Raw genomic sequence first — 25,818 nt, forward strand, 5'->3', positions numbered from 1 at the left:
CAGGCCCGAACTAGCCTTGTGATGGCGCGGATCTTCGGGTATATTGGCCTCGCACCGCCGCCCGTCGTGGCTGGAGTGAGGGAGAGGCCGATGTCGAAGACCCGCCCGTCCGTCTATGCCATTTCGGCGCTCGGCCTTGTTGCGAGTGCCGGCCTTGCCCAGAGCACTTTTCGATGGGCCAGCCCGGTGGATGGCGACTTCGAAGTCGCGGCCAATTGGCTGCCCGCGGTGGTGCCGGGGGCGACGGATACGGCGGTGTTGGGGGGTGTGGGGGCGTACACGGTCTTCGCCGCTGTTGGCGATGTGGGCGTGATCGATCTGGCGAACCCCGACGCGACGCTCCAGATCGTGCCGGGGCCATCGGGATCGCCCACCTTTGCCGTCGGCGATGTCATGGGGTCGGGCGTGCTCCAGATCGGGACAGGAGTCTTTGGCGAGTCTGCCCGTATGAACCTTCGCGGCCTTCTGGACGCCACCGTCGTGCTCCCGGGCCGTGCTGTTTTGTATAGCGGTGATGCCCGGCTTGGGCCATCGGCCGTCATCAGTGGGAGAGGCATGGTCGAGGGCACGTGGTCGGGCCCGGGCACGCTGCGCATCGACGGGCCCGGGTTGCTCGACCTCGACGTCAGGTTCGAGGGCGTCACGCTGCACAGCTCGGGCGGCGGCACGCTCAACATCAATCGCGCGGTCGTGACCGATGCCACCATCGAGTCGACGGCCGACGGCGCGTACGTGAGCGGCGAGTCGACCGTGGTCGAGCGCTGCGTGTTCACGGGCCTGTACCGGGTCCAACCCGGCAACACGATCAACCTCGGCGGCGGGAACGTCTTCGAGGACGGGCTGCACGTCGACGGCGGGCAGGTGCGGGTGTGGGACGGCCAGGCATTCGATTCGACGGTGCGGCTCGATGCGGGCAGCCTGGTCGGCCCGATCGGCGGCGTGGCGCTCCTGGAATCCGGCGGCCTCATTACCGGCACGGGCAGCGTCTCGGCCGCGTGGGCCGGCGACGGCACGATCGCCATCGACGAGCCCGGCACGCTCGGGTTCGGTGGCGAGTGCACCGGCGGCACGTTCCGGGCGAGCAACGGCGGCACGCTCGATCTCGAAGGCGCGAGGCTGACCGGGGCCACGATCGAGGTCGGCGACGGTGGGCTCTTCCAAACCAATACCGCGACGTCGTTTACCGAAACCACCATCCTTGGCCAGTTCCGCGTGCGGCCGGACAACCAGCTCACGCTGGGCGAGGGCGTCGTGGCCGACGACGGCATCGTGGTCGGCGATTCGTCCGTGATCGCGATCGCCGAGCTCTCTGTGCTGCCCGAGACGGCGATCAACGCGCCGGTCATCCTTGACGGCGGGATCGCCGGCACACGGAGCGTTCTCAGGACGCTCCCCAGCCGCCGGGCCCGCATCGGCACCGGCGGGGTGGTCTCCGGTCGCGGCCAGTTGCAAGGCCGCTGGTTCCTCGACGGCACGCTGGCGCCGCGTGAGGGAAGCCAGGCTGGGCTCATCCGGCTGTGGGTGGACACCATCCTCAGCGTCGAGGCGACCGGGCGCGTGGAGATGTCGATCGCGGGCGCCGACGAGTCCGAGTTCGACCGGATCGTCGGCGCCGGCCCGACGCCCGAGCTGCGGCTGGGCGGCACGCTGGGGGTCCGCTTCGCCGATGGCTTCGAGCCCGCGGCGGGCGACCGCTTCGAGATCGTGAGCGTCGGCACCATCGAGGGCGAGTTCGCCGCCGTCGAGATCGATCCGGTTGCAGCCGTCGGCCCGGCCCACGTCGTCTACTCGGGGGACGCCATCACCGTCGTCGTCTGCGCCGCCGATCGCGATGGCGATGGCGAACTCACGATCTTCGACTTTCTGGAGTTTCAGAACCAGTTCGACGCGGGCGATGCGCAGGCCGACCTGGACGCCGACGGCGCGCTGACGATCTTTGATTTTCTCGTCTTCCAGAACCGCTTCGCCGCCGGCTGCGGCTGAGGCCCTACGCCGCGCGGCCGCGCTGGGCGGGCAACGCGCTGGCCAGCACCACGTCCTCGCCCGCCAGGCGCACCATGTGGATGGCTACCGGGCCGTCCTTGGTGGAGGTCTGGGCGGTGACCTTATAGATGACCACCACCGTGCCGGGGGGGATCGACGCGTCGGTGAACGAGCGCTTGCGGGCGGTGGTGAAGAACTCGAAGGGCGTGCCCCTGCCGCTCGACTGGCCCGACCACAGCGACCGATCCACGCGGTAGGTCACCCCGCGCACGCCGCGCGGGTGCTTGCAGGCAAAGTCGATCTTCAGCGTGCCCGTGGGGCCGACGAGCTGCACGTCGAAGCGCTCGGCCCGGCCCGGGGCGGGCAGGGGGCTGCGCGTGTCCGGGGCGGGCACGCGGGCGGCCGAGTAGATCGTTTGCGGGCTCGCGCTCGTGCGGGCGACCGCGCGGATGCGCGCCAGCAGCCCGCCCGCGTGGGCCCGCATGGCCGCGGTCGCCACGCGGCTCATGCCCGCGGCCGCGCGGTACTGATTGCGGGCCTGCTGGAGCTCCCGCCGTGCCTGGGCCGCGGTCTCGGCCAGAGCGGCCAGCTCCTGGACCTCCTCGTCCGTGAGCCGGAGGATGGCCTTGTGCTCGCTCCATCGCGTGGCCATCGCCTGGCACCAGGCGATGGCCTTGCCTGCCTGCTCGGGGATGGTGGGTGGTCGTGGCATGGTCTTCTGGCTCCCTGGTAGTTGGTCCTGCGAGGTCGGCTCCGTGCGCGGGCCGCGGCGGCCCGTCCGGTGTGTCATCGATCCCACACCAACCGGGCTTGAGCCAAAGTGCGCCGGCCGGGCCAACGGGGGCGCTCGGCCCGGCACCGCGAGCGCCCGCAACGTCCGAGAATGCGCTCGATCTGCCACGCTGGGGCCTCGTCGCGGCATCAAGAGGCCTCGCCGCGACGGTTCGAGCGCACGGATCGACGATTCGTGCGCTCGAACCGGCGGGGCGGGGTGGTGGGGCGCGGGCGCACCCCGTGGCGGGGCTACCGTCGGCGATGGGGGCGGCGCGGCCACGCATCCTGACGCCGCGACTGGTCGCGGTGGCGCTGGCGGCCGGGGTGCTGCTGGCGGCGCTCAGCGTGCCGGCGGGGGCGATCGCCATGCAGCGGCGGGCGAGCGCCATGCCGACGGCGGTCGCCGGCCCGCCCGTCTTCGCCCTGGCCGAGTACTCCAAGCGCGATGGCCACATCGTGCTGGTGACGCGGCGGGACTTTCCGACCGGCACGATCCATCGCGCCATGAGCGCCCCCGACGGGGCGTCGTGGGTGCTGGCGATGGCGGCGGGCATCCCCAATGCCGGGTTGGTCGAGCGCGACGCCCGGCCCGGCCCGCTCCGAGAACCGCTGGACGGCCGCGATCGCTGGAGCGAGATGCGCTCGGCGGGCTGGCCGTTTGCGGCGGCCTTCGGCGTCGAGCGATCGACGACCGGCGGCATGACGCGGAAGGCCGGCCTGTGGGAGGTGGCCGCGCTGGGGCGGACCTGGGTGGTGCCCTACGCCCCGCGGTGGCCGGGCCTGCTGGCCAACACGCTGTTCTACGCGGGCCTCGTGCTGGCCATCCTCGCGTGGCTGCGGGCGCGCACGATGCGCCGCCGCCGCGCCGCGGGCCGGTGCCTGGCGTGCGGGTACGAGCTCGGCGCGGGCGTGGAGCGGTGCCCCGAGTGCGGGCTGGCGCAGGAAGCGGGCCATGGGCGATAGGCGATGGGCCACGGGGCCAGAGAAGGAGAGCCTCCTCTTCTCGGACGCCCAGTGTCCGATGCTCGCGGCCCACTGCCCACTGCCCGCTGCCTGAAGCCGAATCCCTTCCCCCACGCGTAACCTTCCCCATGCCCACCTTCCGCTACCAGGCCGTCGACGCGAACGGGCAGGCCGTTGTTGGCACGCTCGCGGGCGCCAGCGAGGCGGCGATCCTGGGCGAGCTGGCCGAGCGGAGCCTGGTGCCCGTCGAGGTCACCGCCCAGAAGCCCAAGGCGTCGTTCCGACGCAAGGGCCTGGGCCCGCGGCAGCTCGCCACGGCCTACCAGCAGGTGGCCGACCTCTTGCGCGCGGGCGTGCCGCTGATGCGGGCCATCACGCTGCTGGCCCGCGGCAAGAGCAAGCCGCGAAGGGCCGAGATCTTCCGCCAGCTGGCCGAGGGGGTCAGCCGGGGCGAAGAACTCGCCGACGCCATGGCCGCCCAGGAGGGGGTGTTTCCGCAGACCCACATCGCCATGGTGCGGGCCGGGGAGAAGGGCGGGAGCCTGGAGCCGGTCTTGGTGCGCCTGGCGGGCATGGTCAAGGCCCAGGCCGAGATGCGGGCCAAGCTGTTCGGGGCCCTGGCGTACCCGGCGGTGCTGGTGTTCGTGGGTGTGGGCGTGCTGGGGCTGATCTTTGGTTTGTTCCTGCCCATGTTCGGCGACGTGCTCGAGCAGGTCGACCCCATGCCGCCCATCACCGTGGCCCTGTTCGCCATCAGCGCGGCGGTGACCAGCAAGGGGCCGATCACCGCCATCGTGCTGGGCGTGCTGGGGTTCATCGCCTGGCGGCTGAGCAAGCGGCCGGACGTGAGCCGGGCCATCGCCGTGGCCAAGACGCGGGCCCCGGTGCTGGGGCCGCTGGTGCGGTCGATCGCGGTGGCGCGGTTCTGCCGGACATTCGGGACGATGCTGGCCAACGGCGTGCCGGTCCTGGCCGCCATGCGCATCGCCGAGGACGCCGCGGGCAACGTGCTCCTGAAGGAAGCCGTGGCCCGGGCGAGCGAGGCGGTGAAGGCGGGCGAGCCCCTCGCCGGGCCGCTGGGCGTGAGCGGGCTGTTCGACGAGGACGTGATCGAGATGATCTCGGTGGGCGAGAGCGCCAACAACCTGGCCGATGTGCTGGAAACGATCGCCGAGACGATCGAGACGCGGGTCGAGCGGCTGCTGTCGACCGCGGTGGCGCTGGTGGGGCCCATGATGCTGCTGGGGCTGGCGGTGGTGGTGGCCTTTGTGGCTATCGGACTGATCTTGCCGATGCTGGAGCTCAGCGACGTGGGCTGATCGCCCGGCGGCGGTCGCGCGCGGCGGCTTTTCGCACCGGCGGGCGTTACGCCGGTCGGTAAGCTAGCGTAAACTAATCCACAGGGCCATTCGGCCCGGTGCGATGGATTGATCAAGGAACTGGGGCGGGCCCCTGGCCCGGGCCGAAGGGGTGACGGAACGATGCACACGACGACGGAGCGCCGCGAAGAAAATCGGAAGTCCATGGCTCGCAAGCGGTTGCAGCGGCGGGCCTTCTCGCTGATCGAGATCATGATCGTCCTGGCGATCATCGTCATGATCAGCGGGCTGGTGGGCTTCGCCCTGCTCAGCCGCCGCGACGAGGCCAAGGTGAACGAGGCGGAGATCAAGATCAACACCCTCAAGGGCGCCCTGCTGGACTTCAACCGCCGCTACGGCCGCTACCCGACCGAGGACGAGGGTCTGGCCGTGCTGTGGAGCAGTTCGACGGTCGACCCGGAGCTGGAAGACCAGTGGTCCGAGTCGGTCAGCGAGGCCATGCCCAACGACCCCTGGGGCAACCCGTGGGAGTACAACCCCGAGGGCCTGCGTCGCGAGGGGTACTACGACCTCTCGAGCAACGGCCCCGACGGCGAGCCGGAGACCGAGGACGACATCTACGCCTGGGACGAGGACGAGGACGGCATGGGCGGCAGCGAGGGCCTAGCGCCCCCGCCGCCGGCCGGCTGAGGCGTCCGGTTCGCGTTCCCGGAGGAACGCCAGGGTCCGACAGGAGGGTCTGCAAGGGGAGGTGTCCGGTCCATGCACCGCCGTCGCGGCTTCACGCTCATCGAGGTGCTGGTGGCCCTCGGGCTGCTCGTGGTGATCACGTCGCTGGCCCTGCCGGTGGCGCTGACCAACACCCAGGCCGCCCGGGCCCGCACGGCCGAGCGCGTGCTGACGCTCTCGCCCGCCGTGGCGCGGGGCGAGGCCCAGCGCCGGGGCGTGCCCGTGGCGCTGGTGCTGGCGCCGACCGAGGACGGGCAGGGCCTGCGACTGCTCGTGGTCCGCGAGCCGCAGGCCGGCTCGGACGACGCCGCCGATCAGGCCGCCGACCCGCAGGACGTGACGACCTGGCCGGCGGTCGACCAGCCCAGGCAGCTGCCCGAGGGCACGCGGCTGTGGCGGGGCGACATGGACGAACTGGAGGCCTTCGAAGCGCGCCGCCAGCTGGACGCGGCCGCCGACGCCGGGAGCGACGGCGGCGACGCCATGCTCGATCGGGCCTTTGCCGAGCCCGCTGCGCCCATGGCCCCCGCGGGCGCGCTGGACGATCGTCCCGATGCGGTGACGCTGGCGTGGTACCTCAGCGATGGGTCGGCCGTGGCCGGTGACGCCACGGTGGTGCGGCTGGCCGACGGGCGCGTCGTTCGGGCGCGGATCGAGCCGCTGGTGGGCCGGCTGCTGTTTACCAGGGCGCCCGAACTGGAAGAGAGCGCGCAAGCGCAGGACCCGACCGATGAGGACCCGGCCGATCCGAACCGGGCCCCCGCGGGCGAGTCGGACCCTGTCGACGGGCCGCCCATGGACGATGCGGGCAGCCCGGAGGGCAGGCCCGCGCCCGGCTTCGATCCGCTGGAGTTCGACGGGCCGCAGTTCGAGCAGCGCGCCTTCGATCGACCGGAATTCGACGAGCGTGCCTTCGACCCGCTGGAGTTCGATCGGCCCGAGTTCAATCGGCCCGAGTTTGATCCGCTCGAGTTCGACCCCTTGGCGTTCGATCGGCTCGAATTCGATTCGCTGGAACCCGACGACCGCCGGGAGGGCGAGGATGCCTCCGGGCAGCCGCAAGAGAAGGACGGCGCCACGCGCACGAACCCGGAGCCGCCCCAACCGAGATAGATGATGCGACCGAGCACGCGGCGGAGCCGCAGGCCAATCGAGCGACAGGGACGTCCACGCCCGCACCGGCGCGCGGGGTTCGTGCTGCTCGACCTCGTGCTGGCGCTGGCCATGTTCGTGGTGGGCGGGCTTGCCGTGCTCAGCCAGCTGGACTTCGGGGCCCGGCGGATCATCGACGCCGAGCAGCGCATGGGCGCCACCGGGGTGGCGCGCACGGCCCTGGGCCTGCTCGAGAGCGGGGCCATGAGCGACCGCGAGCTGACCGGGCCCGCCAGCGCGTGGGCCACGCCCGAGGGCGCCGCCGTCGGCGACGACGCGATGGCCGAATGGATGTGCGAGGTGGACATCGAGCCCAGCGAGTGGCCGGGGCTTTCGCTGGCGACCGTGCGCGTGCGCCGGGCCGTCGTCGGCGCCGGGGCGGGCGAGGGGCCGGTGCTGGCCACGCTGCACCAGCTGGTGCCGACCGAGCCGGTGGGGGGTGGCCCATGACCGGTCTGCGGGCGCATCGCGGTGGCTTCACGATGCTGGAGGTGATGGTCGCAATCGGGATCCTGGTGGTCCTGAGCGCGGCCCTGATCACGTTCACGTTCGGGCTTGCCGGTCGGCGGGACCGGCTGGTCCGCGAGGGCGAGCGTGCCGCGATGCTGGCGCGCGTGCTTGATCGGGTCGAGCGCATCGCCGCGACCGCGCCCGACCATGCCCGCCACGGCGACGACTGGCTGGAGCTGCGGGGCCGCGGCGTGTGGCCCGCGGTCGGGCGCGCGGGCGTGCCGGCCGGGCCCATGGACTTCACGGGCCGGCTGGCGTTTTCTGAGGACGCCGGCGAGCTGACGTGGACCGAGACGAATAGCCGGGGCGAGTCGGTGGAACTCGTGGTGACCGACGTGCAGGCCGTGCTGGTCGATCACTTCGACGACCTGGTGACCGCGTCGGACCGCCAGCCGCCGCTGCGCGTGTGCCTCTGGCTCGCGCCGGTCGGCGTCGCCCGGGCCCCGGCCGATCGCGAATCGAGCGAGATGCCGGCGCCCCAGCCCGAGATGGAAATGCCCGGGCTGGACGAGGCATTGCTGCCCGAGCGGCCCGCGGACGTGGCGTTCGTCGTGGCCGGGCCGATGGCCGGGATCGGGCAGAGCGGTCCTGACGAGGATGATCCGATGGGGGCGACCCCATGAAGCGTCGCATGAAGCGTGGTGCGCACGAGCGTGGGGTTGCGGTGCTGGTGGTGCTGGTGGTCATCGCCATCGGTGCCCTGGCGGGCACGGTGGCGCTGCTGGCGGCGCGAAGCGCGGGGGAGGCGGCGTCGGCGTCGGCCGGTCGGTTGCAGTCCCGGCTGACGATGCGTTCGGGCGTGCTGGCCGTCGAGCAGATGGCCATCGAGCAGCGGCAGGACGTGCTGGGCGGGGCGGACCTCGACGTGGAGGACCCCATCGAGTTGTTCGAGCGGGGCAACCAGACGGGGCTCTTCCGCCTCGATGCGACGATCACGCCCGACCCGGTGTCGCTGGATGCGCTGCTGGACATCAACACCTGCACCGCCGCGATGCTCGCCAGGCTGCCGGGCATGGACGAGACGCTCGGGGCCGCCGTCGCGGCGGCCCTGCCGGTTTCATCGCTGCGGGCTTTGCTGGACGTCGAGGGCCTGACGGTGGAGCAGGTCTACGGGGAATACGACCAGGACGGGCGGCTGGTCTCGGACGTGCCTCCTTTGGCCAGCCTGTTGACGGTGGGTTCGGCCGATCCGGCGGTGGCCATCGGCGTGGGCGGCGCGACCCCGCTGGCCGAGCGCGTGGACGTCTCCAGGGCCTACGAGGAAGCGATGGGCGACCGCCTGCGTGAGGCGCTGGGCGAGCAGCAGGGGGCGTCCCAGTTGATCGCCGTGCTGGAGCGGCGCGATGCGCCGCCGGCTTCGCTGGCCGAGGTTGCAAGGGCGTTGCGTGGGCAGATGACCCTTGCCACGTCCGGACAGGTGCTGGACGCGGTGTGCATCGGTGAAGCGCCCGCCCGGGGCCGCGTGGACATCAATCGCGCGCCGGTGGAGGTGCTGGCGGCCCTGCCCGGGCTCGATCAGGAGAAGGCCCAACGGATCGTGGACGCCCGCCGCAGCCTCGATGAGGAAGCGTTGCGTGATCCCCTGTGGCCTCTGCGCGAGGGGGTGGTCGATGAGGGTTCCATGCTGGAGGTCCTCGACCGGGTCACGACCAGGAGCGTGCGGTGGGTGTTGCGTGCCGAGGCGGGCGTGGCGGTCGTGCGCGAGCGGTCGGTAGGCATCGATTCGCTGGAAGACGCCCAGCGGGTACGGGCGGGGATGGCCTCGGCCGAGGAAGATCGCCTGCGTGAGCGTGTGGCGATGGACCTGTTGGTCGACTTCTCGTCCGGGCGTCCGGTTGTTGTTCCGTTGGGAGAGGTCAGCATCGCCGGCGAACTTGCGGCGGTGGCGCGCACGCTGGCCGAGGCGGATGGATGGGCGGAGCTTCCCGGGGCGGCACGGGACGCGGGAGAAGGCCCATGAGCGGCGCGCGGCTGGCAATGGAGTGGCACGCGGGTTGGCTGACCGCGGTGCTGGTGGGCACCGAGAAGGGGCGACCGAGGCTGGGGACGGGCCTGTGCGCGAAGCTGCCCGAGAGCGTGCCCAGCGGCGACGCCGAGGCCGTTGGCGCCTGGGTGGGCGAGCAACTCTCGCAGGCTGGCCTGAAGGGCAAGCAGGTGGCGTGGGTTGCCGGCCGCGGCGACTTGCTGCTGAAGCGGTTGAGCCTGCCCAAGCCGCCCAACGCCGGACAGATTCCGGCGATGGTGAAGCTGCAGATGAGCCGGGCGATGCCGGTCCAGGGCTCGGATGCCTGCACCGACTTCGTGGTGTTGCGCGACGAGGACGGCCACCTGGACCTGCTGGGCGCATCGGTGCCCGCCGAGCGGCTTTCCTGGATGCGGACGATGCTGTCGGGCGCCAAGCTGAAGCTCGGCTCGGTCGTGCTGCGGGCGCAATGCTCGGCGTGCATTGCCGGGCTGCCCGATGCGGGGCACGCGCGGATCGTGGTGTCTCCGGGCGCCTCGTCGGTGGAGATCGCGGTGGTCGAGCCGGGCGGGGTGGTGACCAGCCGCGGCGTGGATGCGACGTGGCCCGCGGGCGAGCAGGAGGGCTTCGTCCGCCGGATCTCGGTGGAAGTGAAGCGGACGTGGATGGGCTATCGCGCTGCCCAGAATTCTCTGCCGGTGCAGGATGCGGTGGTCATCGGTGGCAGCGCGTTGTGCGCGTCGATCGCTGAGGCGGTGGGCGAAGCGATCGAGGTCGAGGCGACGACGGCGCCCGTCGACTCGTTCGCGGTCCGCGGCGACCCGGACGGCGTCGATCCAACGCGCTGGCTGGCGCTCTGCGGCATCGCGGTGTCGGCCTGCGACCGGATCGACCTGCTGAACCCCACGCGCGCCAAGGCTGAGCGATCGCGGACGCGGGAGCGGGCGTTGCTGGGCGCGATGGCGGCGATCGCCGTCGCCGGTGGCCTTGGCGTGTATGGCTACATCCGGCTGGGGGATCTGGAGCGAGAGAAGTCTCGCCTGAGCGGGCAAGTCTCCAAGCTGCGCGATGATTACACGGCGCTGGTGCTGGACCGAACGCGGCTGCAGCACCTGCAGGCGCTGCGCGAGACCAGGCCGCAGTGGCCCGGGCACCTGGAGCGCGTGATGCAGCACGCGGCGGCGTCGGGTGTTCGCATCGAGCAGTTGTCGGGCGCCTCTCGTGGCGGCGTGTGGTTCGGCGACCCCAAGGGCTCGCGGAGCTATTCGTTTACGGCAGCGGAGTATCGCCCGGCCGTGCGTGGCGAGTTGAGCCTCCAGGGCGTGGGCGAGCATCGCGAGATGGCCGGCATTGTGCGAGGGCGTCTGGTCGACGATCCGCTGTATCTGGTGCAGACCCAGGGGCCCGACGCGGGCCTGAGCTTCAAGCTCGAGGTCGATACGAGCACGCGCGTGGTGCCCGAGGGCGATGCAGATGCCGGCCAGTCCGCCCAGGGCGATCAATCCGATGCAGGTGAAGGGGGTGGCGCATGAACCCCCGCCTGACCCGATTGCTTGCGGCGTGCGGCGGCGCAGTTGTGCTGGCTGGTGGTGGCTGGTGGGCGTATGCCTCGCTCTACGAAGCGCCGGCCGCGGCGCTGCGAGACGACATCGACGCATTGATCGCCGAGAAGAGTGCGTACGAGACGGCGTTGCTCCAGGAGAGCCGCGTGCGACGCGAACTCGACGAGATCATCGCGGGCGCGGTGCAGGGCAATCGCGAGTCGCTTGAACATCGCTTGCGAACGGCAAGTGCGACGCTGGCCTTCGAGGCCGGGCTGACCCGGCTGGAGGTCAATTCGCTGCCGCCACGGGCTCTGGGCAACCCGGCGGGGCAGGCGCGGGGCATCAAGGAGCGGTCGTTCCAGCGGACGCTGCGCGATCGCGTCGACGCGAGCGAGTCGCGCGTGGTGATCTCGGGCGAGGGCACGCTGGAGGCGGTGTTGCGAGCCCTGGCCCTGGCCGATGCACAGCGTTGGACGCTGGGCGTAGACAGTTGGACGATCAAGCCCGCGCGCATCGAAGAGGGCAAGCCGGCCGTGTTCTCGCTCTCGATGACGCTGACGGCGCTCGTCGTCGACGACGAGGGATCGCTTGCGGGTGAGATTCCGGTCGATCCGCTGGACGATCGGGTGCTGGCACAGCTGATGTCGACGGTGGAGACCGACCCGTTCCGCACGGCGGTCAAGCCCGAACCGGTTGTGGCGCAGGCGCCGCCCCCGCCCCCGCCGCCCAAGCAGGAGCAAACGGCTCCGCCGCCTCCGCCGCCGGGGGCGGGCTGGCGTCTTGCGGGCGTGCTGCGCGGGCAGACCGGGCAGTACGCCATCGTCGTGCACGAGAGTGGCCGTCGACGGACGCTCGCGCTGGGGGAAGAAGTGGGCGGGCTTCGGCTTGCCGACGTGCTGGGAGAGGTGGCCACGTTCGAGGCCAACGAAGAGCGATTCGAGGTGCGCAACGGCGAGCTTCTGGCAGCCGCGCGCGGAAGGGAACGGCGATGACCGTACACGCACTACAGGTACCCGAGAACTCGGACGCGCCGCGGCGCACCAACTCGAAGGCGAAGGGAGACGCTCGCATGGGCGCAATGGTCAAGGGACACGTGGCGGCGGCCATGGTGCTGTCGTGCGGTCTGGCGATGAGCGTGCAGGCTGCCCAGGAGCAGGCATCGGGCGCGGCGTTGGCCGAAGCGCCGCCGGCCGACCCGCCCGCGGCTGCCGAAGAGCGCGCGAACACACCGATCAGCTTCAGCTTCGAGAACGCACCGTATTCGGAGGTGCTGGGCTTCTTTTCGCGTGAGGCGGGCGTGCCGATCATCTATCAGGCGCCGGTTCCCGAGCAGGGGATGACGTTCATCAGCGGGGAGTCGTACTCGTTCGAGACGGCGCTGGACATCCTGAACCGGTTCCTGCTTCCGCACAAGACGTGGCTGAGCCAGCAGGGCGAGTACCTGTATTACCGGTCGATCGCGGACGCTGCCCGCCAGCCGGGCGACATCTTCCAGGGCGAGTTGCCAGGCCAGGTTCGCGACGGCGCGATCGTGACGCTCGCGATTCCGCTGACCAACGTGGACGCGGCGGCCGTGGCCGAGCAACTCAAGGGCATGGTGGCGGCGTACGGCTCGCTGGTGCCGGTGACCTCGCAGAACCTGCTGGTGGTGACCGAGACGGGCGAGCAGATCCGCCGGATTCGCGAGGTCGTGCGCCTGGTCGACAGCCAGCCGCCCAGCGATTCGGACTATCGGGTGTATCCGCTGCGCAATGCGCAGGTGAACGACGTCATCGCGACGCTGCGGACGCTGGTGCCCGAGTACGAGAAGACGATCGTCAAGAACGGCAACCGCCAGGAAGTCGTCGACGACGTGACCAAGCCGCCGGTGCGTTTCCAGGCCAATGACCGCTCGAACTCGATCATCGCGATCGGTCCGACGCGGCGGCTGGAGACGGCGGCGCAGCTCATCGAGATGCTCGATCAAGCCGACGACGGCGGCGTCGACGGGCGGCGGATGGCGAGCTTCGTGCTCGAGAGCGTGACGCCCCAGGATGCGGCGCGTCAACTGGATCGTTTGTTCTCCAGCGTGCCCAATGATCGCCGGCCGACGGTCATCCCCATGGAGACCCAGGGCAAGATCACGGTCGTCGGCAGCGCGTCGCTGGTCATGCAGGCCGAGGCGCTGCTGGGCGAACTCGATCCCGGGCTGGATGATCGCAAGGACGAGGCCAACCGCACAACGGTCGTCGAACTGACGAAGACCGATGCCATGTCGATGGAGCGGATGGTGGGCCGGTTGCTCTCGCCTCGCCAGCAGCAGGTACTGCGATTCGCCCCGCTTGCGGGTGGCCGATCCCTCATGGTGACGGGGCCGGCGGCGGACGTCGAAGCGTTCGAAGAGTTGGCGCGAACGCTCGACAGCGGCCAGGCCATCGCGAGAGACGTGCGCACGCTCTCGGTGAACCGGGGAGATCCCGAGGCCGTGGTCGATCGCGCGTTGGAGCTCTACGAGCTGAGCGGGATGGAAGAGCGTGAGCCGCTGGTCGTCGACGTCGACGCGGCCCGGCGGACGGTGACGGTGGTGGGCCAGCGTGAGGGGCTTGACAAGTTCGTCGAGTTCATGCGTCAGAGCGAGGCAGGAGTCGTGGTGCAGCGCGAGTCGCGCACGTACACCATGGCGTCGACCAAACCCAGCCAGGTGGCCCAGCGTGCGCAGCGCGTGGTCGAGGCGATGCTGCGGCCGGCGGATGGCTCCGCGTACGAGGCGCCACAGTTCGAGGCCATCGACGAGGTGAATCAGCTCATCGTGCGGGCGGGCGAGGGCCAGTTCTCGGTGATCGAAGCGGTCATCGCGCAGCTCGACAAGCCCGCCGGACAATCGCGGTTCGTGACGGTGCCTGTACGCAACGCCACGCCGCAGCAGTTGCTCGATCGCGTGCAACCGGTATACGAGGCCGAGGCTGCACGGCGGGAAGATCCGTCGCTCAACGACATCTCGCTGACGCCCGATGCGGCGGCCGGCGCGATCATCGCACAGGGATCTGCTTCGGCCGTTGCCTTGTTCCAGGAGGTGCTGCAGCAGGTTCAACAACTCGTGCCGCCGGCACGGACCACGAAGATGCTGGACTTGGAGTTTGCCAGCGCCGATCAGGTGCTGCCGACGCTGCAGGGACTGATCGAGGGCCGTGAGCCGGTGGATCCTTCGCGCGAGGCGCCTGCACCGGAGATCAGCGTGCTGGAGCGAACCAACACGCTGGTGGTGAAGGCCGAGCCCGCGCAGCATGCGATGGTGGCCGAACTGGTGGCGCGACTCGACACGCCCGAGCCGATGGACCTGCCGCCGCTGAAGCTGCTGCAATTGCGCACGGCCAACGCCGGCAACATCGCGCGGATGTTGAATGATCAGTACCGCCAGCGTCCGCAGGCCGACCGCATCGCGCGGCCGGTGGACGTGCGTGCCGACGAGGCAACCAACACGCTGATCGTGTCGGCGCACGAGGACCTGCTGGCGGATATCAAGTCGTTCGTGGACGAGATCAACGAAGAGAGCCAGCAGGGGCCCGAGCGTGCGCCGCTGCTCTTCCGCCTGTCGGTGGCCAAGGCGACCGACGTGGCCGACGCGATGAATCGGTTGTATCCCGAGCCGGCGATCCCGCGTGATCGGCGTGGCCAGCCCATGCCGTGGCTGCAGCAGCCGCGAGAGGTGGTGGTGTCGGCCGATGAATCGAGCAACTCGCTGATTATCGATGCGCCGGTGGAAATGCACGAGTCGCTACGCGAACTGGCGTCGCAGCTCGACCAGGTGGAGGTGCCGCCCAGCGCCGAGCTGCGAACCTATCGCGTGGTGAACGCGGACGTGACGACGATCAAGCGCGTGCTGGAGGGCATGGACCGCCAGGGCAACCTGAGTGCGCCGGCCCAGGCGGGGCGTCAGAGCGTACGGGTGACGATCGAGGCCGAGCCGCGCAGCGGAACGCTGATCGTGGCGGGTGACACGGTCACGTTCGAGCGGGTCGAAGCGATGCTGGAAGACCTGTCGGCGGTGCCGGTGGAGCGTGAGACGGCAATCGTGCCGATCGCCAACGCCGATGCAAAGGAAGTGGGCGATCGGGCGCTGTCGATCTACCAGGCGCAGGTTGCTGGCGTGCCGGGGGCGGGCGAGGTTGAGTTGTCGATCAATGAGACGACCAACGCACTCGAGATCGTGGCCGATGCGCAGGCGATGGAGCGCTTCCTGGGCGTGATCGATCTGCTGCAGGATCAGGCCGGCCCGCCACGCGAGGCTCGGTTGATCCAGCTTCAGCAGGCCAAGGCTTCGGACGTGATCGTGTTCCTGCGCGACCTCGTTGGTTCGAGCAACTCGCTGCGCCAGCAGGGCGGACCCGAGCCGGTGTTCGAGGCCATCGAGAGCACGAACTCGATCCTGGCTGCGGCGGTGCCGTCGCAGTTCGGCATCATTGAGCAGTTGGTTGCGGATCTCGACCGCCAGCAATCGGCGGGCCGTCAGCCGTTGCGGATCTTGCGTCTCCGTACGACCGAGGCGGGCAACATCGCCGAGATGCTGCAAGAGAGCTACCAGCGCCGTACGCCCGAGGAGCGGGCGCGGCAGCCGGTGGACATCCGCGCCGACGCAGCGACCAACACGCTGCTGGTGTCGGCGCATCCGGAGATGATGCCCGAGATCGAGTCGGTGGTCTCGCAGCTGAATGAGGCGCGGACGATCGACGACGAGGATCGCGAGATCCGCATCTTCCCTTTGCAGCACGCCCGGGCCGAGGAACTCGCGCGGACCATCGACGAGATGTACCCCGAGCCCCCGATGCCGCGGGACTCGCGCGGTCGGCCGCGTCCGGACCTGCAGCAGCCCAAGGAAGTGGTCGTGCGGGCCAACCGCAGCACCAACGCGCTCATCGTGGATGCGCCGTCGCGGCGTCTTTCGGGATTCGAGCAGATCGTCAACTCGCTGGATCGGTCGGAACTGGACAGCGACGTCGTCGTCCGGACGTACCGCCCTCAACGGGCCGAGCCCCAGGCGATCGCCAACGCGATTCGGGAGTTGGCAGGCAGTGGCGCTTTGGGTGGCAGTCCGCGGACGCCGCTGAGCGTTTCGGTCGAGCCGGCCACGCGCACGCTGATCGTCAGCGGCCCGGCCGAGGCATTCGTGCAGGTCGAGTCGCTGTTGGCTGATCTGGACGGCTCGCCGGCTCGTCCGGAATCGACGGTCAAGCTCTACAAGCTGAAGCACGCCCGGGCCGATCGGCTGGAGCCCCTGCTGCGTGATTTGCTGACTACGCGGTTGCGCGAGCAGCAGCAGGTCGAGGGCGGCCTGGGCGTGGCCGATGTCGCGTCGCTGCTGACGGTGAGCGCCGAGCCGGCGACGAACACGCTGATTATCTCGGCGCCGCCCGTGGCGCAGGAGCTGGCGCAGAGCCTGGTCGATGCGTTGGACACCGACGAGGTTGGAGCCGCGGCTCCGGTGGTGCGCGTCGTTCCGCTGAGCTACGGCCGTTCTGATCAGATTGCGCCTCAGCTTGAGCGGGCGATCGACGGACTGGTACTGCCAAGCGTCGGCGACGTTCGCGTGAGTTCGGTGGGCGGCGCCAACGCCCTGATCCTGACCGGGTCGCAGAACGACCTGGAACTCGTCGGCACGCTGATTGATGATCTGGATACGCCGCCGTTCGATCCCGAATCGGTGGGGGTGCAGACGTTCGAGCTCCAGCACGCCGATGCCGAACGCGTAGGCCCGGTCATCGAGCGCTTGCTCGAGCAGCAGCGCGAGAGCAATCCTTTCATCTTGCGAGAGTTGATGCGGCGCGACCCCACGGCCGTCCAAGTGACGCCGGTACGTGTCGAGGTCGATAGCGGCACGAACGCGCTGCTGGTGAGCGGGCCGTCGAAGATGGTCGAGCTGGCCCGGGAGCTTATCGAGCGTTTGGATCGACCGTCGGCCGAGGCCGGGCGGACGCTGCTGACCTACACGCCCTCGCGGGCCCAGCCACAGGCGCTGGTCGATGCGGTGTCGGGCGTTGCCGAGCAGACGATCGAACGCGATCGACAGGGCCTGGAGATCACCGCCGATCCGAACACCGGGACGGTGCTGGTGGTCGGTGGTGAAGCGGCGGCGGTCAAGGCCGTCGAGCTTCTTCAGCGTTTCGATGATCGCGCGCCCGCGGCGCCGGTCGCCGACGTGACCGTGGTGTCGCTGCGCAATGCGTCGGCAACCAACGTAGCCCAGACCGTGGAATCGTTGTTGAACGATCGAGGTCGTTGGCCGGCCGAACTGGTGCGCGCCGAGCGGGCGGGCTTGGACGTGCCGCGTCCGACGGTACGCGCCGATGCGACCGCTAATCGCATTGTCATGAGCGTGCCCAGCGCGATGATGCCTATGGCCGGCAAGCTGATCGAGGCGATGGACGCAGCGCCCGATGGCCAGGGCGAGCGCGGGGTTCGGCTCGTGCGCCTGACGCAGGGCGATGCGGACTCGGTCGCCAACGCCGTGCAGGATGCGTTACGCGCTGGGGTGCGTCCCGGGCAGCCCCAGCCGACGGTGCGTGCCGAAACGCGAAGCAACAGCATCGTCATCTCGGCTTCACAGTCGCAGATCGAAGAAGCCGTCGAGTTGATCAACCAGATGGACGTGCAGGTCGAGCCCGAGGCGGTGGGCGTGCTCACGCTGCGCCTGAAGCACACCCGGGCCGAGACGGTGGCGCCCATCCTCGAAACCATCCTGCAGCAGGAATCGGTCGTGGATCTGCTCCCCTGGTGGGCGGTCAGCGACTTTGCCGCTCGCAACCCAGACCAGGCGGTGAAGCCGGCGATCCGCGTGATTCCCGAGCCGGGCAGCAACACCGTGGTGGTGGCGGCTCCGCGTCCGATGCTCGAACTGGCCCAGCAGGTGGTGGCCGAACTCGACACGGCCGAGAGCGCGGGCGATGGTGACCGCCGGATGGTCCGGTTGATTCCCCTGCGCAATGCCGATGCGACGGAGGTCTCGCAGAACCTCTCGGGCGTGCTGAGCGATGAGGGCGGGGTCGAGCCTCCGACGATCCGAGTCGATCGTGGCAGCAACACGCTGATCGTTCGGGCTACGCAGTCTCAGATGGAGGAGATCGAAAGCCTGGCCCAGCAGATCGACTCTGCCACGCTGAGCAGCAGCCGGCAGATGCGGCTGATTCCCATCGATCGCTCTCGCGGCGATGCGGCGATGGTGGCCCAGACCCTGCGTCAACTGCTCGAGCAGCAGGGCGGGGTGCGTGTGCAGGTCATCGGCGTCGATGAGTTGATGAAGGATGCCAAGAAGCCCGTGGGCCCCGGAAGTGCGCTCCCGCAGCGTCGAGACCCATTGCACGAGTCGGTTGCCGCGGCGGTGCTGGCCGGAATCCAGGATGCGCAAGCCGAAGACTCTCAGCCGGCGACCGATGCCGAGCCTGAGCCGGCGTCTGAAGCCGTTGATGATCAGGCAGAAGCGGGTCCGACGGTGACGATCGCCGTGGATCCGGCGACGAACACGCTCGTGGTCGTCGGTTCGCCTCGCCTGACGGATCGGCTGGCGTCCTTGGCCGAGCAGATCCAGCAGCAGTTCCCGCAAGAGGCGACGCGGACGCGCGTGATCCGGCTGCCCAGCTCGGCCGACGCGAACGCGATCGCGCAGATCGTTCGCCAGACGGTGCAGCGTGTGGGCCGCGCGAGCACGGAGAACCCGTCGGGTTTTACCGGGCGCCCTGACGTTGTTCCCGACCCGATAGGCTCGTCGCTCATCGTCTGGGCCAACGACACCGACTTCGAGGTGCTGGGCGAGTTGATCGCCGCGGTCTCGCGTCTGGAGGCCACCGAGTCCCTGACGCTGAAGATCTATCCCCTTGTGAACATCGACGCCGACGATGCGGCCGATTCGATCAACGATCTCGTGAGTGCACAGCCCACGGGTCAGCAGGCGCGCCGGTTCCGGCGGCAGCAGACGCCGGCGCGCGCGAGCGAGTTGACGCTGCTCGGCCCCGATGGCCAGCGGGTGGAGGCATCGATCGATCCCGATACCGTCCGGGTGCTTGCCGATCCCAGTGGGACGCGGCTGGTCGTGACGGCGCCGCGCGACGTGCTGCCCTTGATCGACTCGTTCGTGAGCCTGATCGACCAGAGCCCCTTAGCCGATCGGCTGTCGATCCGCCGGTACGAACTTGATAACGCCGAGGCACAGCAGCTTTCTCGGGCGTTTGCGGACCTCTTTCGCGCGCAGCGTCGCGGTCCGGGTGGGAGTTCGATTCCAGAGCCAAGCTTCGTGGCCGATGATCGCACCAATGCTCTGTTGATCACGGCGTCGAGCGATCAGCACCTGGAGATCGAGCGGCTGCTCGTCGATGCCGATGCGCCTTCGCGCGACGAGGGGCTGGAGCTGGCCATCCTGCCTTTGCAGAACGCGGCGCCGCGCACGGTGGCACAGGTGATCAACCAGGTGCTCATCGGAAACGACCCCGGACGACGTGGCAAGCTGAACGTTTCTGCCGACGATGACGCGGGGATGCTGGTGGTTCGGGCCGAGCCGGAGCTACTGGCGGAAGTGCGTGTGCTGGCCGAGGATCTCGACTCAGCGAGCGTTGAAGGCGCGCCGATCCGCACCATCAAGCTCGAGACGGCCGACGCGCCCACGGTGGCCCAGGCCATCCAGAGCTTTATGCGCGATCGTGCGCAGGCTGCCGGTCGCGGGCGGCGTGGTCAGACGCGGGTTAACGTGGTCGGCGAGCGTCGCAGTGGCACCTTGATCGTGGCAGCGTCGGACGAAGACTTCGCGCAGGTCGAGGAGTTGGCCAGCGCCCTGGACATGCCCGCGGCGGCTCGCGACCTGCGCGTGGAGATCGTGCGCGTCGAAAACGGACGGGCCCAGGATCTGAACGAAGCCGTGAGTGATCTGCAGGTGCAACTCTACGACGAGCGTGTATGGGGCAACCGTCGCGGCGATGCGCCGCCCGAGGACAAGCTGTACACCAGCGTGCACGAGGCGAGCAACAGCATCATCGTGGTCGGCCAGGGTGACACGATGGACCTGATGCTGGGATTGCTCGATGATCTCGATCAGGAGCGCAGCGACGTGACGCGCAAGATCGTGCAGACGGTGCCGATCAAGGACGCCGACCCCGACGCGATCGCGCAGATCATCCGCCAGGCGTTCCAGGAGACCGATCGCGGGCGATGGTGGATGACCTCCCAATCGACGGTGAGCGTCACCGTCGACCGCACGCGCGGCCTGCTCATCATGGTGGGCGAGAAGGCCAAGGTCGATCAGGCCGTCGAGTATGCTCAGACCCTTGCCGCCACCCCGGGCATCGAGGACAGGCCCATCGAGGTCATCGAGCTTCGGCACGCCAATGCCGACCGGGTGCAGCGGACGCTGCAGCAGTTCTTCGCGCAACGGGCGCGCTCTCGGGGCCAGCGAGACAGTGATGTCACCATCATCGGTTCGACCGATGGCAACGTGCTCATCACCACGGCGGGCGAAGACGACATGTCGCTCTTGCAGGACATGGTCGCCCAGATCGACCAGCCCGACCTGCCGCAGGGCCGGAGCATCGAGGTGTTCTCACTGCGGTCGATGGATCCGCGGGAGGCGAGCGAGGCCATCCGCAGCATGATTCCCAGCAGCGGTCGCGAGGATGCCATCCGCGTGACGCCCCAGCCCAGTCGGAACGCGATCATCGTCTCGGCCCAGGACGAGCAGTTCCCGCTGATCAAGGCGTTGCTTGAGAAGATCGACACGGACGCGGCGCTGCCATTCGTGAGCGTTCAGCTGAGCGAGGCTCGTGCAACGCAGGTTGCCCAGGACCTTCGCAATGCCTTGCCCGACGGCATGAACGTCGAGCTCACGGCCGTTGACCGCACGAATACGGTCATCATCTCGGGCGGTAACGAGGAGTCGGTTGCCTGGGTGCGCGAGCAGATCGCCCAGTTCGACGTAGCCAGCGCCCCGCCGGCGACGGAGTTCCGGCGCGTGCAACTCGACCATGCCCGTGCGGTAGACGTCTGGCTGACGCTGCGTGAGGTCATTCGGGCCCAGCCGCGGCAGCAGGGCTCGCCAGCGCCCGGCGTCGATTACGTCGACAGCCAGAACGTGGTGACGCTGACCGCCGAGCCCGACGAGATGAAGCAGCTTCTGCAGATCATCGACGAGCTGGACGTAGAGACCGGCGGCGAACGGCAGACGCAGTTCGTCAAGCTGCGATTCGCCGAGGCGAACCTGGTGGCCGAAGCGCTCAAGCTCTTCTACGGCCCGCGCGCGATCGAGGCGAAGAACCAGGCTGCACGCGACGTGAGCATCCTGAGCGATGCCGTGACCAATACGCTCATCATCGCCGCGGGCGAGGAGCAGTGGGAGGGCATCCGAAACCTGCTCGACCAGTTCGACACCGAGGCGTACTCGACCGGGCGTCAGCTCAAGGTCATTCCGCTGAGCAACGCCGATGCACGCAACGTGGCCGATGCGCTGAACGAGGGCTTCCGGGCCCCGCTCGAGCAGCAGATCCAGCGTGAGCAGGCGCGCCGGCAGGGAAACCAGCAGGGCGATCGCCGCCAGGTTTCGCCCGATCTGCCGACCGTGCTGATCGATCCGGGTGAAACACCCGTGGTATCGGCCGAGGTGGAGACCAACTCGCTCATCGTGTTCGCCAACGTACAGGACCTGGAGCGTATCGAGACGATCGCCAAGTCGCTCGATGGCGAGGGAGCGGGCCGGCTGCCCGACGCGCGGGTGATCGCGCTCGAGTCGGGCCGGGCCACGCGCATCGCCCAGGCCGTGCAGCGGATCTTCATCGATCCGCTGGGGCGTCGTGGCCCGCGCACGCCGGTGGTCTATGGCGACGACGCGAGCAACATGATCGTGTTTCGCGGGTCGGAGGCCGAGTTCACGCAGGTTCGCGCGCTGGTGCAGACGCTCGAGACCGAGGGCTCATCGGCCGACGTGCGCGTCCGCACGCTCGTGATCGAGGGCATCCCCGCCGTCCGGATGCGTGAGACACTGCTCAACGCCTTCCGCGTGCGGGCACAGCAACTGAACGAGGGCCTGGGCATCGAAGTCGACCGCGACAGCAATGCCCTGGTCATCGCGGCCAGCGAGCGCTTGTTCGAGGAGATGAAGGAAGTCGTCGATACGCTCCAGGGCGAATTGGCCGGCGATCAAGAGGGCGGCGATGGCCTGGAACCTGCCGGACCGATGGGCCTGGGCCAGTCGATCCGCATTATCGAGCTTGCTTCGCAGACGCCTGCGCAGATGGTGCAACTCGCAAACCAGCTGGGATTGACCCGGCCGACGCAGGCCGACCGGCCGGGCGTGGTGAGCGAGCCCATCAGCATCGTGCCGCTGCCGACGCGCAACGCGGTGGCGGTCGTTGCTGGCGCAGCCGACGCCGATCGGGTTGAGCAATTGGTTCGCGCTATCGATCAGGGCGGCGTGACCGACGCGCAGTCGGTCGCGATGGTTCGGTTGAAGACGGCTTCGGCCGACCAGGTCGCGCGCGTGGTGCGCGAGATGCTGTCCCCCCGAGCCGAGCAGGGCCAGTCGGCAACGGCACAGGCGCTGGCCGAGCAAGTTCGTCGACGCCGGATGGGCTCGGGCGAAACCGGACCGGAGTTCGATCTGACCGTGCCCGTGCAGTTGGGCGTGGATGCGGGATCGAACTCGCTGCTCATCGCGTCCTCGCCGGCCAACGTGGCGGCGGTGCAGCACCTGGTGTCGACGCTGGACACGCTGCCGGTGGGCGAGGCGGTGGTGGCGCGAATCTTCGCGCTTAGCAACGCTGATGCGGGTCGCATTCGGACGATTATCGATGGGCTGTTCCGTGAGGGCGAGGCGATCCGACGCGTGCCCGGCACGCAGCGTCAGGGCGTGCCGACGACGGCGACGGGCCAGGCCCTGGCGGGCGACGTGGCCATCGAGGTCGACGCTCGCACCAATTCGCTGATCGTCGTGGGCCGCGAGGACGGCGTGGCATTCGTCGAGGTGCTGCTGGCCGACCTGGACAGCGAAGAGTCGGTCGGCTGGATCGAGCCGACCATCATCACGCTCGAGCATGCCGACGCGGGCGATATCGCCAGCCTGATCTCCGAGACGCTGGTCAACGGCGTGGCCGACGCGCCCCAGGCGGCCGGGCTGCGAGAGCAGGTTGGCCGGTTGCGCCTCGTACAGCAGGGCAAGGACCCGCTGGAAGCGGGCGCCCGGATCGACAGCGACCTGTTTGGCACGCTGAGCGGGTTGACGATCCTGCCCGAGCCCAATGGCAACCGACTCATCGTGGTGGCCAGCCCGGCGAACCTGCGCATCGTACAGGAATTGGTGAAGATGCTCGATGTCGAGTCGGCGGCGGCGAGCAACCAAGTGCGCTTCTTCGCGCTGGAGCGTGCCTCGGCGGGTCGGGTGGCCGACCTCGTTGAAGAGATCTTCGATGATCGTCGGCGTGCGGGCATCGACCGCGAAGAAGACGCAGTCATCATCCAGCCCGACCTGCGCACCAACACGCTGGTGGTGTCCACCAGCCAGCGCAGCTTCTCGGTGCTCGAGGACCTGGTCGGTCGGCTTGATCGCGACGAGGGTCGGGTGACCGTCGGGCTGCACACCGTCGACGTCGTGGGCGCCGACGCGGTCCAACTTGCCCCGCGGATCGAGCGGCTGATGCGTGATCGTATCGAGGCGGCGACGCGTGGCGGCCGATCGGAATCGGCCCAGGACGTCTTCTCCATCGAGCCCAGCCGCTCGACCAACCAGTTGCTGGTGGTGTCCAGCGAAGAGAACCTGGAGGTCGTGCGCGGGCTGGTCGAGAGCCTCTCGAAGGAAGAGCAACGACTCTCCGACGCGGCCGAGATCGCCCTCATCGGGCTAGAGCGGGGCACGGCATCGGCCATCGTGCAATCGATCCAGACGCTGTACGTCGGCCCCGAGAACGACAAGCGCGGCGAGAATGCCGTCAGCGTCGTCGCTGAGGATCGGACAAATTCGATCGTCGTCAGCGGCACGGCCAACGACATCGCGAAGGTGCGTGACCTGGTGAAGCGTCTGGACGTGGCCGAGGTGTTCCGCCAGCGTCTGCTTCAGCGTGTTGAGTTGGACAGCGCCGACGCTCGCGAAGTGGTGCAATTGCTCGAGAACCTGCTGTCGGGACGCAGCGTCGGTGGACAGCCCGGCGATTCGGCCTCGATCATCGAGTTCCGTCGGCAGATCCGCGACGAGATGGGCAACGGCCAGGGCGAGTTCGCCATCACCCGCGCGACGATCGATGACGCGGTGCGGCGACAGATCACGATCGAGGCCGATGAACGCACCAACGCGGTGACCATCATCAGCCCGCCCGAGGTGATGGACCTCATCCTGGGCTTCATCGACGAGGTCGATCGCAGCGAGGTCGATGATCGCATCCTGAAGTACTTCCAGCTCGAGAACGCCGATGCCGAGCAGATGGCCGTGGTGCTCCAGGAGTTGTTCAGCCTCCAGCGCCAGGGGGATCAGTTGATCCTGGTGCCGTCGCGGCGGCGGGAAGTCGATCCGGAGCAGGCCTTCGAGCCCCAACTCACGCCGGTGTCGACCGAGCGCGAGCGCCTAGCCATCACGATCGATTACCGCACCAACACGCTCATCGTCTCGGCGACCAAGGAGTACGTCGACCTCGTCTCCGACGTGATCAACCGGCTGGACTCCATCCAGGCAACCGAGCGAGAAGAGGTGGTCTACTCGCTCCAGAACGCCCAGGCCGACGAGGTCGAGCAGGTGCTGCAGGGCTACTTCCAGACACAGGCCGACCGGCTGCGTTCGCTCATCAGCGACGAGGGTAGCGAATCGCTCAGCCGCGTGCTCGACCGCGAGGTCATCGTGGTGGGCGACCCGACCAGCAACAAGGTGATCGTGTCGGCCTCGCCGCGATACATCAGCACGGTCAACGACATCGTCGGCGAACTCGATGCGGCCCCGCCCCAGGTGCTGGTGCAGGCGCTTATCGCCGAAGTCACCCTCGACGAAAACGCGAGTTGGGGCTTGGACTTCGACCTGTTTGATTTCGGCGGCGACATGTACGACTTCGGCATGAGCGCCGCGGGTACGGGCGTGGCGACGGCGGTTGGGCTTCCCAATCTTTCGTTGACCTCGGCCGATTTTGGGCTGGCGGTACGGGCGCTCGAAGGCCAGGGGCGCCTGGAAGTTCTCAGCCGACCGGTGATCCAGATCAACAACAATGAGTCGGGCAACATTCTGGTGGGTGACGACATCGCCATCATCGAAAGCGTCGATACGTTCGAGAGTGGCCGGACCCAGGCCAACGTGACCCGGCGCGACGTCGGTATCTCGATGCTCGTGCGGCCTTCGATCAGCTCGGACGGGTTCGTGCGGCTCGAGATCGCTCCGGAGATCTCGAGTCTTTCGAGCCAGCAGACCCAGATCAGCGAGAACTTCGCCGCCCCGGTCATCAACAAGCGCGAGGTGCAGACCACCGTGACGGTGCGCAACGGCGAGACCGTGGTCATCGGCGGGCTGATCCAGGCTTTCAACGACAATCGCAACACCAGTGTGCCGCTCTTTGGCGACTTGCCGGGCGTGGGCTGGCTCTTCCGCACGCGGGAAAAGACCAACCGTCGGACGGAACTGCTGGTGGTGCTCACGCCGCGGATCATCCCCGGCGGTCGCGTGGGCGTGGCCGAGGCCCGCCGCGTGACGGGCAGCGAGATGTTCCGCCACACCGGCGCGTCGAGCAAGATGATCGAGCGGAGCGACGTATCGGGGCTGTCGATCGAGCAGTTCGACCCAAGGTACTTCCCCGAAGAGATCATGATCGAAGAGAACACGATGGGGCCGCACATCGAGCCCTATCCGACGTACCCTCTGGATCCACAGGGTCTGGAGGAACGGGAGTGATCGAAGTCGTCCGAAAGG

Annotated in this window: 12 protein-coding genes; 11 read left to right on the top strand and 1 reads right to left on the bottom strand. The window is 69.0% G+C overall.

Translation table 11 applies throughout. The features are described 5' to 3' along the window. The first annotated feature begins 90 nt into the window (after positions 1-90). The gene (locus RIE32_11215) at positions 91-1,983 is read left to right on the top strand and encodes a GC-type dockerin domain-anchored protein (GenBank protein MEQ9096820.1); all 1,893 of its coding nucleotides are present in this window, start codon (positions 91-93) and stop codon (positions 1,981-1,983) included. 4 nt (positions 1,984-1,987) lie between these two features. Here the strand turns inward: RIE32_11215 and RIE32_11220 are convergent, their stop codons facing one another. Next, the gene (locus RIE32_11220) at positions 1,988-2,695 is read right to left on the bottom strand and encodes a hypothetical protein (GenBank protein ID MEQ9096821.1); all 708 of its coding nucleotides are present in this window, start codon (positions 2,693-2,695) and stop codon (positions 1,988-1,990) included. Positions 2,696-3,018: 323 nt separating this feature from the next. Here RIE32_11220 and RIE32_11225 point away from each other — a divergent pair, with 323 nt between their 5' ends. The 10 genes from RIE32_11225 to RIE32_11270 all read left to right on the top strand — a co-directional run bounded on the left by RIE32_11225 (position 3,019) and on the right by RIE32_11270 (position 25,800). Then, positions 3,019-3,720 carry a hypothetical protein gene (locus RIE32_11225; protein MEQ9096822.1) on the top strand — a complete coding sequence of 234 codons (702 nt, stop codon included), beginning with the start codon at positions 3,019-3,021 and terminating at the stop codon, positions 3,718-3,720. 128 nt (positions 3,721-3,848) lie between these two features. Then, the gene (locus RIE32_11230; protein MEQ9096823.1) at positions 3,849-5,039 is read left to right on the top strand and encodes a type II secretion system F family protein; all 1,191 of its coding nucleotides are present in this window, start codon (positions 3,849-3,851) and stop codon (positions 5,037-5,039) included. A gap of 162 nt (positions 5,040-5,201) precedes the next feature. Beyond that, positions 5,202-5,729 carry a type II secretion system major pseudopilin GspG gene (gene gspG / locus RIE32_11235; protein ID MEQ9096824.1) on the top strand — a complete coding sequence of 176 codons (528 nt, stop codon included), beginning with the start codon at positions 5,202-5,204 and terminating at the stop codon, positions 5,727-5,729. Between the two features lie 72 nt (positions 5,730-5,801). Further along, a complete protein-coding gene (locus RIE32_11240; GenBank protein ID MEQ9096825.1) occupies positions 5,802-6,881 on the top strand; it encodes a prepilin-type N-terminal cleavage/methylation domain-containing protein in 1,080 nt (359 codons plus the stop codon). After that, complete coding sequence (locus tag RIE32_11245) at positions 6,882-7,370, top strand: hypothetical protein (GenBank protein ID MEQ9096826.1); 489 nt, start codon at positions 6,882-6,884, stop codon at positions 7,368-7,370. Continuing rightward, positions 7,367-8,053: a type II secretion system protein gene (locus tag RIE32_11250; GenBank protein MEQ9096827.1), complete on the top strand. Its 687-nt coding sequence runs from the start codon at positions 7,367-7,369 to the stop codon at positions 8,051-8,053. The genes RIE32_11245 and RIE32_11250 overlap by 4 nt, the downstream gene beginning before the upstream one ends. Then, entirely contained in the window at positions 8,050-9,390 is a 1,341-nt protein-coding gene (locus RIE32_11255) for a type II secretion system protein GspK (protein MEQ9096828.1), read from the top strand. Before RIE32_11250 ends, RIE32_11255 begins: the two co-directional genes overlap by 4 nt. After that, complete coding sequence (locus RIE32_11260; GenBank protein ID MEQ9096829.1) at positions 9,387-10,925, top strand: hypothetical protein; 1,539 nt, start codon at positions 9,387-9,389, stop codon at positions 10,923-10,925. The genes RIE32_11255 and RIE32_11260 overlap by 4 nt, the downstream gene beginning before the upstream one ends. Continuing rightward, positions 10,922-11,929, top strand: coding sequence for a hypothetical protein (locus RIE32_11265; GenBank protein MEQ9096830.1), 1,008 nt, complete (start codon positions 10,922-10,924; stop codon positions 11,927-11,929). Before RIE32_11260 ends, RIE32_11265 begins: the two co-directional genes overlap by 4 nt. Positions 11,930-12,006: 77 nt before the next feature. Further along, positions 12,007-25,800, top strand: coding sequence for a secretin N-terminal domain-containing protein (locus RIE32_11270; protein ID MEQ9096831.1), 13,794 nt, complete (start codon positions 12,007-12,009; stop codon positions 25,798-25,800). Positions 25,801-25,818 lie beyond the last annotated feature (18 nt).

The organism is Phycisphaerales bacterium, assembly GCA_040221175.1.
GTDB lineage: Bacteria > Planctomycetota > Phycisphaerae > Phycisphaerales > UBA1924 > JAHCJI01.